At 55.2% G+C, this 13,513-nt stretch carries 10 protein-coding genes; all 10 read right to left on the reverse strand.

The window, feature by feature from the left end; genetic code table 11:
• The 10 genes from H6507_06280 to recN all read right to left on the reverse strand — a co-directional run bounded on the left by H6507_06280 (position 1) and on the right by recN (position 13,512).
• Complete coding sequence (locus H6507_06280) at positions 1-1,023, reverse strand: rod shape-determining protein (protein ID MCB9368694.1); 1,023 nt, start codon at positions 1,021-1,023, stop codon at positions 1-3.
• Positions 1,024-1,084: 61 nt separating this feature from the next.
• On the reverse strand, positions 1,085-1,423 hold the full coding sequence (locus H6507_06285) for a hypothetical protein (protein ID MCB9368695.1): 339 nt from the start codon (positions 1,421-1,423) through the stop codon (positions 1,085-1,087).
• A 9-nt stretch (positions 1,424-1,432) separates the two neighbouring features.
• Positions 1,433-2,971 (reverse strand): bifunctional phosphoribosylaminoimidazolecarboxamide formyltransferase/IMP cyclohydrolase, encoded by a 1,539-nt coding sequence (gene purH / locus H6507_06290; protein MCB9368696.1) that lies wholly within the window; start codon positions 2,969-2,971, stop codon positions 1,433-1,435.
• A gap of 9 nt (positions 2,972-2,980) precedes the next feature.
• Entirely contained in the window at positions 2,981-3,598 is a 618-nt protein-coding gene (locus tag H6507_06295) for a phosphoribosylglycinamide formyltransferase (GenBank protein MCB9368697.1), read from the reverse strand.
• Entirely contained in the window at positions 3,599-4,597 is a 999-nt protein-coding gene (locus tag H6507_06300; protein ID MCB9368698.1) for an LD-carboxypeptidase, read from the reverse strand. It abuts the gene before it with no gap.
• Positions 4,542-5,786, reverse strand: a complete 1,245-nt coding sequence (locus tag H6507_06305; protein MCB9368699.1) for a GWxTD domain-containing protein — start codon at positions 5,784-5,786, stop codon at positions 4,542-4,544. Before H6507_06305 ends, H6507_06300 begins: the two co-directional genes overlap by 56 nt.
• On the reverse strand, positions 5,750-7,135 hold the full coding sequence (gene rimO / locus H6507_06310) for a 30S ribosomal protein S12 methylthiotransferase RimO (protein MCB9368700.1): 1,386 nt from the start codon (positions 7,133-7,135) through the stop codon (positions 5,750-5,752). Before rimO ends, H6507_06305 begins: the two co-directional genes overlap by 37 nt.
• The gene (dnaE, locus tag H6507_06315) at positions 7,126-10,557 is read right to left on the reverse strand and encodes a DNA polymerase III subunit alpha (GenBank protein ID MCB9368701.1); all 3,432 of its coding nucleotides are present in this window, start codon (positions 10,555-10,557) and stop codon (positions 7,126-7,128) included. Before dnaE ends, rimO begins: the two co-directional genes overlap by 10 nt.
• A complete protein-coding gene (gene murA, locus H6507_06320) occupies positions 10,554-11,816 on the reverse strand; it encodes a UDP-N-acetylglucosamine 1-carboxyvinyltransferase (protein ID MCB9368702.1) in 1,263 nt (420 codons plus the stop codon). The genes dnaE and murA overlap by 4 nt, the downstream gene beginning before the upstream one ends.
• Before the next feature lie 7 nt (positions 11,817-11,823).
• Positions 11,824-13,512, reverse strand: a complete 1,689-nt coding sequence (gene recN, locus H6507_06325; GenBank protein MCB9368703.1) for a DNA repair protein RecN — start codon at positions 13,510-13,512, stop codon at positions 11,824-11,826.
• Position 13,513 lies beyond the last annotated feature (1 nt).

Below are 13,513 nucleotides of genomic sequence, written 5' to 3' on the forward strand. Positions count from 1 at the left end.
TTAATTGGGAAGCAGGACTCTGTGATAAGTTTCCATGTCATCGAGGACTTTTCCCGTGCCGCGCACGACGCAGGTCAGCGGGTCTTCGGCCAAGAAGACGGGCAACGAAGTTTCTTCGCGCAAACGCACATCGAGGCCACGAATCAACGCACCGCCGCCGGTCATGATGATCCCGCGGTCACGAATATCGGCTGCGAGTTCGGGCGGCGTTTTTTCGAGCGCGTTTTTGACGGCATCGACGATTTGCGAAATCGGTTCTTCGATCGCATCGCGAATTTCGATGGAGTTAATTTCGACGGCCTTGGGTACGCCTTCCACCAAGTCGCGGCCTTTGGCAACGATTGAAAGTTCCTGTTCGAGTTTCGACGCGGAGCCGATGCGAGTTTTGATTTCCTCGGCGGTACGTTCACCGATCAACAGGTTGTAGTTGCGGCGCATGAACTGAATGATGGATTCATCGAGTTCATCGCCGCCAACGCGGATTGAGGTGTCAGTGATGATTCCGGAAAGAGCGATGACGGCAATTTCGGTCGTACCTCCGCCGATATCGATGACCATATTGCCGACGGGATCAAGGACAGGAAGTCCGACACCGAGGGCGGCGGCCATGGGTTCGGCGATCAGATAAACTTCACGGGCACCTGCATGTTCGGCTGAATCGCGAATGATACGCTTTTCGGATTTTGTGACGCCGGACGGCACGCAAACAATCACGCGCGGTCGCAGGAGTCTGCTGGTTTGCGCTTTTCGAATCAGCGCGCGGATCATGATTTCGGCGACTTCATCATCGTCAATTACGCCGTCGCGCATGGGGCGGATGACTTCGAGATCACGGTGAGTCTTGCCGAGCATTTCGCGGGCTTCATTGCCGATTGCGATAACTTTGCGGTCGCTTTTGCGAATGGCAACCATGGAGGGTTCGCGCACGAGAATACCCTTGCCTTTGACAAAGACCAGAGTGTTGCGGGTGCCGAGATCAATAGCGATTTCGTTGGAAAACAATCCCGAGAGGGAAAAGGACATAGGCTCCTCGATAGAAATGCATTTGACGACGCAGGCGGCCGTCACTTATGTGAAAAGGACGTTAGTCCTCGTCTGACAAAATAATACCTTCGGACATATCGGGCGGTTGTATACCGCGCTTTTTTTCTTCGTCCCAAAGGTAGGTAAGAATCAGCGGCTGTTCTTCAGCATCAACGCCGACGTAGACAGAGTAGTACGCGCCCCACGTGCAAATCAATTTTTGGTTTTGCGCGGCGGCGATCGCCTCAGCTTCGGAAGGAAGTTTGCGTGTCATACGACCGATGATGCTGTAGATCGCGCCGGAGATATCGCGTTTGACGATGTAGTTTTTACCCATGTAGCGCACGCGCGAAGAGGGGCGCACGTAGAGGGGTTTCTTCAGGTTTCTTGGCCAGCTCATGTATTCAGCTCAGTGTTTGAAATGCCTGCGACCCGTGAAGATCATGGCGATGTTGTGTTCATTTGCAGCTTGGATGACTTCTTCATCGCGCACGCTGCCTCCGGGCTGCACGACCGCGGTGGCTCCGGCTTGCGCGATTTGATCAAGTCCGTCACGGAAGGGGAAAAATGCGTCGGATGCGCAGACTGAATCTTTTAGCGAAAGATTCGCGTTCTCGGCTTTTAAGGTCGCAAAGCGGGTGGAATCGACGCGCGACATTTGGCCCGCGCCGACGCCGAGAGTGCCCGCGCTCGATGCAAAGACGATCGCGTTCGAGCGCACATGTTTGCAAACGATCCAACCGAGTTTAAGTGCTTTCAGTTCGTCGGCGGTCGGTTCACGCTTGGTGACAGTTTTGATTTCGGACCATTCGGGGAAACCGTGATCGCGCTCTTGCAGAAGGTAGCCGCCCCAGATGGCACGAAGTTCTTTCGTCGCTTTTCGAGATTGGAGAGCTTTCAAATCAAACGTGATCAAGCGCAGCGATTTCTTTTTCGCCAGAATTTCGCGCGCGCCGTCGGTGAACTCGGGAGCGAGAATAATCTCGAGGAACATATCGGCGAGCACTTTGGCGGCTGCATCGTCAAAAGTATGATTGACTGCAACGATGCCGCCGAACGCGGAAACAGGGTCGGTTTTCAGAGCGGTTTCGATTGCCGAGGCAGGCGTTGCGCCGAGCCCCACTCCGCAGGGGGTTACATGCTTTATAATTACCGCCGCACATTCTGAGAATTCACCAAGCAAGGCGAGCGCTCCGTCGGCATCAAGCAAATTGTTGTACGAGAGCTGCTTGCCGGACAATTTGTCGGCGGCAACCAGACCTTCGGTGTGCGAAGAATACGGTGCATAGAGCGCGGCTTTTTGGTGCGGATTTTCGCCGTAGCGCAACTCGCGAGATTTGTTGAGCGGCAGCGCACTGAATTGCCCGGGGTTCAGCCAATTGGCAATCGCGCTGTCGTAGGAAACTAACTCAACGAAAGCGTGACGGCCCAATTTGTCGGCGAGTTCTTCGGACACAGAACCGTTGCCGGATTTGAATTCGGCGATGAACTCTTCATACTGAGCAACGTTCGTCAATACTGCGACGTGCTTGCGGTTTTTGACGGCGGCGCGCACCATTGACGGACCACCGACGTCGATGTTTTCGTTGGTTTCTTCATCGGACTTCCCTTTTGCAAGAGTCTCAGCAAAGGGATAGAAGTTGACAACAAGCAGATCGATTGGATCGAGACCGAGCCGCTGCATGTCCGCGACATCACCGGCGTGGTCGCGGCGGGCGAGCATTCCACCATGAATACGGGGGTGGAGTGTTTTTATGCGGCCTTCCATCGCTTCCGGCGACCCTGTAAAATCGGCGACTTCTTTGACCGGAAGTCCGGCATCGGTCAGGGTTTTGGCCGTGCCGCCGGAGGCAACGAGTTCGACCTTGTGTTCATGCAGGGCTTTGGCCAAATCAATCAAACCTGATTTGTCACTGACTGAGAGCAGGGCGCGGCGAATCGAAATCATAATAAGTAGCTAAGAGAGAATGGTAACTTTGCGGCCGTCAATTTTGACACGGCCTTTGGTGAAGAGTCTTAGCGCACCGACGTACAGCGATTTTTCAATTTCCTGCACGCGAACGGCGAGTGACTCGGGAGTATCCGTGGGCAGCACGGCCAACGCCTGTTGAGCGAGAACGGGACCGTGGTCATATTCTTCGTCCACAAAATGCACGGTCGCGCCGGTAATTTTGGCACCGTATGCGATAACTGCTTCGTGAACATGCCGCCCAAACATTCCCTGCCCCCCAAACGCGGGAAGCAGAGCGGGATGAATATTGATGATGCGGTGGCGAAACTCCGTGACGACTTGCGGCGGCACGAGCTCCATGTAGCCGCACAAACAGATCGCGTCGATTTTGGATTCGCGCAAAACGTTCAGGAGCGCGTCAGCATGCTCGGAGGTATCAAGGAAGTCGCGTCGTCGAACGACACGCGACTCGATTTCAAGGTTCTTTGCACGGTCAAGCGCGACTGCCTTCTTGCTCGAGCACAAGAGCAGTGCCGGTGCGGCCGGCATTTGTTCCATGCGCATCGCTCGAACGAGATGCTCAAAAGTAGAACCATTTCCTGACACGAAGAAAGCGATACGCATTTACGCGAACGACAGAAAAGGTGAAATGGCGAAGGACATCGACATATTTCCGGGTTCGATTCCGAATTCTACGGGAGAACCGACGGGCAAAGTAATGCGAGTGGCACCGTGCCCATAGGGAAAGCCCGCGATCACGGGATAGCTCGTGCCGCTTGCGGCATCAAGAACGCTCTCGCGCAGACGCTCGCGAGATTCGTCGTCATTTTCCTCCCAACCGAAATCTCCGAGGATCAAGGCCGCAAGGTTGCGCAGAATACCCGCATTTTTCAGATGGAACAGTAAGCGGTCGACGCGGTAGGGCGGTTCGGCAATATCCTCAATTACGAGAATGTGCCCGCGAACATCAGGCATCCACGGTGTGCCGAGCAGCGTGGTAATCATGGTTAGGTTTCCGGGCATCAGCGGCGCAATGATCTTGCGCGCACCGGGGCGCAGAATTTCGAGCTTGTTATTCGGGAAAGCGGCGAGCCAATTTCTTGGCGGTTCACCGGACAACATACGAAAAGAAAATTCTTCCGATTCTTGCGAAAGGGAACCGTCGAACTCGACGGAGAGCGGGCCGGTGAAAGAAACAAACTCGTTTTTGGACCAAAGCTGCCATTGCAGAGCGGTGACGTCCGAAAAACCCAAGAACGTCTTGCCGGAATTTGCGACGAGATTAGAATCCAATTTTGTCAGCAGGCGCGACGTGCCGACTCCGCCGCGCGCGCACCAAACCGAGTCGACTTCGGGATCCGTGAACATGCCGTGCAGTTCACTTAGCCGGACGTCATCCGTTGCAGAAAGGAAGCCATGTTTTTCGAAAACGCTTGGACTCAGTTTGACGATGAAACCCAGCGAACGAAGTTTTGCTACTCCCGATTCAAGTTTTTCACGTTTGACGGGCCCGGCGGGCGCGCAAATGCCAATCGTCGCTCCGGGCTGCAGAGGTTTCAGCACGCGATCAATATCCCAATTGAGGTCCGGACAATGTGTAATCGCCGAATCCGGTATAGTCAACGAAGACGAAGCGGCGGTTGATATTGTGGTAGTACCAAATTTCATAGGGACGAGAACCGGACTCGAACGGATGGCGCTCGATGTCGGACGGTTCGCCGTACATGATGAAAATTCTTCCGCGGTCCGTTTCCCAACCGGGTCGATTGGTCGAATATTTTTCGTTGGCGAGTTCGACCCGGTAGTAGTACTCTTCCATCAATTCGTTTCTTTGGGTTTCCGGAGTCGGATCGCGCCGTTTCCAGAACTCTCGGAAGAGCTGTTCTCGGTCGGCCGTTGAAGCGGAACGGAGGCGGCGATTTTCTTCTGCGGAACCGATGTACTTCACCTGCCGGATGGCTTCGCCGAGATCGTTTATCGAAGCGGGAATGCCGGGTATGTTCACGTTAAACGTGACCGTGCGGGCTTCGCGCCGACCATCGCCGAGTGCTTCAAACTCGACGGTGTATTTTTGCACGGGAAGGTTTTGCATGACGACACTGTACTCGAAGTGCTCGACTTCTCCCGACGGCAAGATTTTTTCTGTTTGAGTGGCAGCCGTATCTCCATCTTCTCCGGTTACGCGCCACGTAATTTGCAGCGATTCGGGCGCCGCGGAAACGAGATCGATGGCGACCGTCGCGGGTTCTTCTCTATTCGAGAAGTTCTCAATGACTCGCGGCGTGTTTTGAGAGTCGAGGACCGTATCGGAATCAACCCAATAGAGATCTGAAACAGAGAGCAGCGAGTCCATGATCACTGCGGAGACTTTTCCGCTCCAGCGGCGCTTGCGTTTGGTTTCGTGGTCAGTGATCGTGACGGAGACTTTGTAGTCTCCGGGCGCGATGTAAAACTCTTCGGTGCGAACGGCGTTCAGAGTTCGGCTGTTGGTTTCCTTGAAGGACTCGGTGTAGACGTCCATGTCGAGATCGCGTTCGGCGGCGAGTCGGTCATCGTCGTCGATGATCACAAAGGACGCACCGAAATGCGAAACGAAACCTGATTCCACTCCGCGCACGAAGGTGAGATTGTCATAAGGAACCGAAATCGCGACAAAGACCAAAGCACTATCGGGAACGGGCGAAAGCCGTTGCCCCGTTCGGCAGCGAAAACCGCGCGGCTCCTGATCCTCGCCGAAACGAGGACGCTGTGCGACAGCCAGCGACGAAATCAGAGTTAGTGCGACAAGACAGGCAGTGCAAAGTTTCCGCATGCATCACTCCGTGAAAGAGACTCAGACTGAACCGGCACGGCATCGAGTTGATATGCCGCCGCGCCAGTCACTTTAACCATGTGCAAAACACCGGGCGACAGCGTGCCGCGCACGCGCACCCGAGCGTCGATGTCCGGCGCATCCCACGCACTGCGTCCCCACGACGCGTCACGTAAATTGCGCTCAATCAAGACCGGAATTTCGAAGCCGACAAGACTCTTGTGGCGGTCGAGACAGATTTGCTTTTGCAATTTCATCAAACGGTCAAGCCTGTCGAGAGCGACTCCCTCCTCCACTCTATCGGGAAGCTCTGCACCGGCGGTTCCGGTTTGGGGAGAATAGGTAAAGACACCTGCGCGCTCGAATTTGACGTCTTCCATGAATCGGTAAAGATCGTCGAAATCCTGATCCGTTTCGCCGGGGAAACCGACCAACACGGTCGTGCGAACGCAAACGTCTTGACGGCCGTCGCGGAAGGCGTCGATGGACGCCTTCATTTTTGCGGCGGTGGTCTTGCGGTTCATCAGCTTGAGCATTTTGGGCGACGCATGCTCGACGGGAAAATCGAGATACGGCGCGAGCTTGGGAACACGCGCAAGTTCGGTCATGAAGTGCGGCGGCGCTGACGGCGGATGCGCATAAAGAATGCGAATCCACTCAATCCCCTCAATGTCGGAGAGACGATTGCAGAGTTCTACGAGCATACGTTTGCGATAGAGATCCACGCCGTAGCTTGTAGTTTCTTGGCCGATAATCAGAAGTTCTTTGACGCCGGTGCGAGCGAGCAGCTTGGCTTCATCGACAAGTTTGTCAAGCGGTTCGCTTCGATAAAGTCCGCGCATTTGCGGAATCGCGCAGAAGGCACACGCGTGCGAGCAGCCGTCAGAAATACGGTGGTAGGCGGATCCCGGCCCAGCATTTCCACTGAACATCGTGACGTTGGATGACTCGGCAATGCTCAGGGGATTTGCACCGAGCGCAGACAACATGCCGCCCCATTCGCCGATACCGAAGACGCCGTCAAGCTCGGGGAGCTCCGCGCGAATTTCAGGACCGTCCCGTTGAGTGAGACAGCCCATGGCAAAAACGCGGCGGCCTTTGCGGGCTTGTTTCCAACGCACAGCTTCGAGCATAACCTGAATCGACTCGATTTTCGCGTCATCAATAAAACCACAGGTATTGACGACAACGACATCGGCTTGGGATTCGCGTTCGACGTACTCAAATCCGCCTTGTTTCAAAAGTCCGGCCAGAGTTTCGCTGTCGACCGTGTTTTTCGCGCAGCCGAGCGTTTGAATCATGACACGCGGCTGACGCAGATCAGCGGAGCAGTGTTTCTTCACCGCCATAGGCACTCCACGTTCGTTTCGCCGATGACTTTGCGAACGCGCGAGAGTACGTCGAGGGAAGTTTTCAGCCGATAGCGGCGAGAGCGAATCAAACGCTCTTCCCCATTCTGCTCTACGCTGAAGAGAATCTCAACGTCACCGTTGTGATGGACGAAAAGATCTTCAAGCGCGTTCAGAGTGTTTTCGATATTTGGACCCGGCGCGACGTGGATCAGAAGCCGCTTGGCGAACTTCGCTTTGGCCTCGTCAATGGTCATGAACTCTTCGGCGATAAACTTGGGCTCTTCGTCTTCACGGCGAGTGACACGCGCGACGGCGATCAACTTCGCGTCTTTTTGCAGCAAATGAATATAGCTTTCGAGGGCATCCGTGAAAACGAGAATCTCGGCGGAACCGGAGAAATCCTCGAACGTGGCAGTGGCCATCGGTTTGCCTTTGCGCGTGACCTGTCTGCGGATATCCGTGACGACTCCGCCAAGCCGGACAGTTTCCTGATCAATCAACTCAGACGTATCCCCGAGCGACGCGTTGGTGATACTTTCAATCACCTCCCGTTCTTGATCGAGCGGATGACCGGACGCATAGAAGCCCAAGAGCTCTTTTTCGCGCGAGATTTTTTCTTCGTAGGATTGGTCAGGGATTTCGGGAAGTTTGGGCTCGAGAGTCATGGAGCCGGACGCTTCTCCGAAGAGCGACGACTGACCGAAATCGCGTTCACGCTCTTTCTCAATTGAATAGGAAAGAAACGCTTCAATCGACGCGAAGAACTGTGCGCGGTTACCGGGCAAGCTATCGAGTGCACCGGCGCCGATGAGACTTTCGACGACTTTGCGATTTACAACACGCGAATCGACGCGGGCGGCCATGTCGAAGAAACTTGTGAACGGTCCGTCTTTTTCGCGGGCAGAAAGGATCGACTCAACTGGAGCCGCGCCGATATTCTTAATATTCAGAAGTCCGCAGCGCACTGCTCCGTCCGAGACCGAGAAATTCAGTTCGGATTGGTTGACGTCGGGCGGCAAGACGGAAACGTTGTTGCGGCGCGCATCATTGATGATCTTCGGCATTTGCTTCGTATCGCCGTGATACGACGCAATGTCAGAGGCCATGAACTCCGCGGGGAAGTTCGCTTTCAAATAGGCCGTTTGATAGGCGAGCACCGCGTACGACGCAGCGTGCGCTTTGACGAAACCGTACTCGGAGAATTTGCGCACGAGTTCATAAATTTCCTCGGCGAGTTTTTTCGTCAGTCCGCTGTGCGACAAACATCCTTCGATGAATTCCTTGCGGACTTTCTCCATTTCCTCTTTCTTCTTCTTACCCATCGCCTTGCGCAGGATGTCGGCCCGGCCAAGTGTGAAACCCGCGATGTCGCGCGCAATTCGGAGCACTTGCTCCTGATAGACGATGACGCCGTAGGTTTGCTTCAGAATGGGTTCGAGTTTCGGATGGAGATACGCGACTTTCGTGCGGCCGTGTTTGCGATCGATAAAATCACCGATCATGTTCATCGGTCCGGGACGATAGAGCGCGACCATGGCGACGATGTCATCGATGCAGTTGGGTTTCAGCTTGACCAACCACTCACGCATACCGCCGGATTCGAGCTGGAAGACGCCGGTCGTATCGCCACGGCCCAACAGATCGTAAGTTTTATCGTCGTATTGTTCGTGCAGAGCGTCGAACTCGATTTCGACGCCGCGTTTCTCGAGCATTTGTTTGCACAGATCGATGACATTCAGCGTGCGCAATCCCAAGAAGTCCATCTTGAGCAGGCCGATTTTGTCGACGATGTTCATGTCAAACTGCGTCGTGATCGAACCGTCGGATTGACGGTAGAGCGGCACGTAATCGGTCAGGGGCCCGGGAGTGATGACGACACCTGCCGCGTGAGTGGACGAATGGCGGCAGAGACCTTCGAGCGCACCGCCGATATCCCAGACTTTGCGGAAGTCTTCGCGGTCTTTTAGAAGTTCAACAAGCTCGGGATTGTTTTCGGTGGCATTTTCAAGGCTCGACTGCGGTCCATCGGGAATTTTTTTGGCGAGCTTGTCCATGTCGGCATAGCTCATTCCGAGCACACGTCCGACGTCGCGCACGACGGCGCGGGCCTTCAGTCGACCGAAAGTGATAATTTGCGCGACGGACTCGGCGCCATATTTTTCGCGGACGTATTCGATGACTTTGGCGCGGCCTTCGTCGTGAAAGTCGATGTCGATATCGGGCATCGAAATACGCTCGGGATTCAGGAAGCGCTCGAAGTAGAGATCGAAGCGCATCGGATCGAGACTTGTGATGCCGGTCGCATAACAAACAAGCGACCCCGCAGCGGACCCACGGCCCGGACCGACGGGAACTCCGATTGAGCGCGCATAGCGAACAAAATCGGAGACAATCAGGAAGTAGCCGGAGAAGCCCATTTGCTCGATGATACGCAGCTCATATGCAAGACGATCTTCAAGTTCGGGAGTGATTTCGTGATAGCGGCGCGCGAGACCCGAGCGAGCAAGTTTGGTCAGGTACGCAGTTTCGTTTTCCTCGCCGGATGGAAGCGGGAAGTGCGGCAGATGGCGAGTAGAGAAATCGAGTTTTATATTACATTTCTCTGCGACTTCGCGCGTATTGAGCAGCGCTTCCGGCAGGTCACTGAAGAGCTCGGCCATTTCCTGCGGCGTCTTGAGATAGAACTCGTTGGTATCGAACTTCAAACGCTCGGAATCTGAGACGTTTTTGCCCGTGCCGATGCAAAGCAGACAGTCGTGTGCCTCGGCGTGCGTGCGGTCAAGGTAATGCGTATCGTTTGTGGCAATCAATTTCGAGCCGAGCTTGCCAGCGAGTTTGACGAGCTTTTTGTTCAGTTCGATTTCGTCTTCGAGATTGTGACGCTGAACTTCGACGTAAAAGTCGTCACCGAAGAGATCTTTGTACCACATGGCTTTTTCCCACGCGCCGGCATCGTCACCGGAGAGGATCAGCGAGGGGACTTCCGACGACATGCAGCCGCTGGTGCAAATCAGGCCTTCGCGGTGCTGTTCGAGCAATCCTGCGTCAATGCGGGGACGGTAGTAAAAGCCTTCGGTGTAGCCGATGGACGAGAGCTTGACAAGGTTTTTGTAACCGACTTCATCTTTGGCAAGCAGAAGCAAGTGGTTGGCATATTCGCCGCCGCGGCTTTTTTGTCCGCCGGTTTTGTCGTGCCGGTCCTTGCAGATATAGACTTCGCATCCGATAATCGGCTGAATCTCGCGCTGTTTGCAGATCGAATAGAAATCGACGGCACCATGAAGCGCACCGTGATCGGTGAGCGCAATCGCGGGCATGTCATACTCGACGGCGCGTTTGACAAGCTCGGTAACCTTGCACGCACCGTCCAGCAGACTGAATTCAGAATGATTATGCAGATGTACGAAGTCTGCGCTCATAGGTCTCCTTCAGCCCGGCGAATATCCGCGCCGACACGTAAGAGCTTTTCCTCAATTTTTTCGTAGCCGCGATCCAAGTGGTAGACGCGTTTGACTTCGGTTTCCCCTTCGGCCGCAAGTCCTGCCAGCACCAAACAGACTGACGCCCGCAAGTCGGTGGACATAACGGGTGCGCCCTTTAGTTTCGGGATTCCGGTAATGGTAGCAATATTTCCGTCCATGTGAATCTGGGCACCGAGCCTTGCCAGTTCAGCGACGTGGGTGAAGCGGTCTGTGTAAATCGTATCTGTGATATGGGAGACGCCGTCGGCCAAAGTCGCCATAGCCATGAACGGAGCTTGCAAATCCGTGGGAAAACCGGGATAGACATCAGTAGTGACGTCGATAGGTTTCAGTTTGCCGTTAGAGCGTTCGACGCGAATCCAGTCGGAACCGACTTCAATTTCCAGTCCGGCTTGCTTAGCTTTTTCGATAGCGGCAGAAAGCTGCATTGGATCGGCGTTGGTCAATTTTACATTTCCCGTGGTCATGCCGACGGCACAGATGTAAGACCCTGTTTCGATGCGGTCGGGTGACATTTCGGCATCGGCAGGCTGCAAATGCGCGACGCCTTCGATTTTCAATTCGCGCGAACCGATGCCGGAGATGCGCGCACCCATACGATTCAGGAAGAGCGCAAGCGACGTGACTTCCGGCTCCAGCGCGATGTTCTTCAGTGTCGTGACGCCTTCGGCTCGCACGGCGGCCATGAGAACGTTGGCCGAAGCCCCGACGCTTGAGATACCGAACTCGAAGGTCGCACCTCGCAGCGGATACGCCGAGGCAACGACGTAGCCTTGATCGAGTTCAATTTTGGCTCCGAGTGCTTCCATCCCCTTTAGGTGAAGGTCGACGGGACGCGGTCCCCACGCACAGCCACCGGGCAGCGAGACACGCGCTTCTCCGTGACGTCCGAGCAGGGAGCCGAGAACATAGAAGCTCGCGCGCATCGTTTTCACCAAATCATACGGCGCTTCGATGTGCGACGCATGACTGGTATCAATCAGTAATTCGTGACCCGACTCGTCGATCTTCGCGCCGAGAATACGGAGAAGATTCGACATGGTACGCACGTCTTTTAGACGCGGGACGTTGGTGAAGCGATAGAAACCGGGTGCGAGGAGCGTGGCCGCGAGGAGCGGCAACGTGGCATTTTTCGACCCCGAAATTGGTATCTCTCCTTCGAGCGGACGTCCGCCGCGAAGAATCAGGCTATCCACAGTGTGCCTATTTGTTCGAGTTATTTGGGTTGAGCAGCTCGTCAGCAGCAGCAAGGGCACTGCCGGAGATTTGCGAGCCTGCAAGCAACGCGGCTACGGCTTCGGCACGCTCTTTGGGGAGGAGCATACGCGCCGAGGTGATCGTGCGGTTGCGGGATGTGCTTTTTGTAACTTCCAAGTGGTGCTCGGCGCGTGCGGCAATTTGGGGCAAGTGCGTCACCACCATTACCTGCTGCTCGGTCCCTAAGTCATGCAAAACTGACGCGACGGAAGCTGCAACGCGGCCGGAGATTCCGAGATCGATTTCATCATAAACGAGGAGCGGATAACGCATGCGCTCGGCAACCGCGCTTTTGATCGCCAACGTGACGCGGGACGATTCGCCGCCGGACGCGACTTCGGACAGAGGCTGAAGCGACTGTCCGGCGGACGCAGAAAAGAGAAACTGGACTTGATCCGCTCCACTGCGAGCGATTGCCGAAGGGTTTTTGAAATCACCGGTTTCGAGTTTCAAGTCAAAAGTCGGTTTGGTAAATCCCAACGGCTTCAGGATATTCGTGACGGAAGACGCAAGTTTAGGCGCGGCAGCAGCACGAGTTTTGGAAAGTTTCTCGGCAGCTTGAAGGAGCGCTTGATCTGCATTGGCCAAGTCTTGCTCGCAAACGTCGAGTTTTTTTTCGAGTGCGGCAAGCGACGCGAGTTCGTCTTTCATGCGCTTGGCTTGCTCGAGAATCTGGGCAAGGTCAACACCGTGTTTGCGGCGCAACTCGGAGAGGGTCGCGGCTCTGCGGCGCAGATTGTCGAGTTCGGCGGGATCGACGTCGGTGTGCTCGGCATAGTGGCCGACTTCCGAGCTTACGTCCCGCAAACGCGCGGTCAAATCGGCAAGCTCGGTCGCAATCGCCGAGAAGTTTTCGTCGGCACGCTTGATTTCATCAGCGAGTTGGCGGGCTTGACCCGTCAAAGAAACGGCGCAGGTGTCATCCTGCTCGAGCAGTCCGGCAATTTGATTGGCGAGAGTGATGAGCTTCTCGGCTTGCTCCAATTTCTTGAGTTTCGCCGTAATCTCGACGTCTTCTCCCGCACGCAATCCGAGCCGTTCGATTTCCTCGAGTTGGTAGGACAGAAGCGCTTGTTCGCGACGACGCTCGGTAACTTCTTGCAGCAGGGCATCCCGTTTGTCGAGGATTTCGGTTCGTTTGCGATAGGAAGCGGCGACCGCATCACGCTGGTCGAAGGAACCTGCAAATGCGTCAAGAAATTCCAATTGCCGTGAGGGACGAAAGAGCGAAAGGCTGTCGCGCTGGCCGTGGAAGTCCATTAGCTCTTCGCCGACGGACTTCAGAAGGTCGATGGTCGCGGGTCGATCTTGGAGAAAACCTCTGGCACGGCCGCCACGACTAAGTTCGCGGCGCACGGTGAGGATATTGGTCGCGGCATCGCGATACTCCTCATCGAGAATTTTCTCAATCTCGGCGGACGACGCGAGTCGGAATTCGGCTTCGACAATGACGCGGTCGGCGCCTTCGCGAATCATCTGTTCGCTCAACGTATCTCCAAAGAGCACACGCAGGGCGCCGAGGATCATGCTTTTCCCCGCTCCGGTTTCTCCGGTAATCGCGGTGAAGCCGGGTTCGAACTCAAGATTGACTTCGTCAACCAGGAGAAAATCGCGGATATGCAGACGCGCGAGCATT

The organism is Calditrichota bacterium (genome assembly GCA_020637445.1).
In the GTDB taxonomy this organism is placed as follows: Bacteria; Electryoneota; RPQS01; order RPQS01; family RPQS01; genus JABWCQ01.

Bases quoted from the DNA above. Each gene is read 5' to 3' on its own strand.
- H6507_06280 (MCB9368694.1), bottom strand. From the start codon at position 1,023: ATGTCCTTTTCCCTCTCGGGATTGTTTTCCAACGAAATCGCTATTGAT.
- H6507_06285 (MCB9368695.1), bottom strand. From the start codon at position 1,423: ATGAGCTGGCCAAGAAACCTGAAGAAACCCCTCTACGTGCGCCCCTCT.
- purH (MCB9368696.1), bottom strand. From the start codon at position 2,971: ATGATTTCGATTCGCCGCGCCCTGCTCTCAGTCAGTGACAAATCAGGT.
- H6507_06295 (MCB9368697.1), bottom strand. From the start codon at position 3,598: ATGCGTATCGCTTTCTTCGTGTCAGGAAATGGTTCTACTTTTGAGCAT.
- H6507_06305 (MCB9368699.1), bottom strand. From the start codon at position 5,786: ATGCGGAAACTTTGCACTGCCTGTCTTGTCGCACTAACTCTGATTTCG.
- rimO (MCB9368700.1), bottom strand. From the start codon at position 7,135: ATGGCGGTGAAGAAACACTGCTCCGCTGATCTGCGTCAGCCGCGTGTC.
- dnaE (MCB9368701.1), bottom strand. From the start codon at position 10,557: ATGAGCGCAGACTTCGTACATCTGCATAATCATTCTGAATTCAGTCTG.
- recN (MCB9368703.1), bottom strand. From the start codon at position 13,512: ATGCTCGCGCGTCTGCATATCCGCGATTTTCTCCTGGTTGACGAAGTC.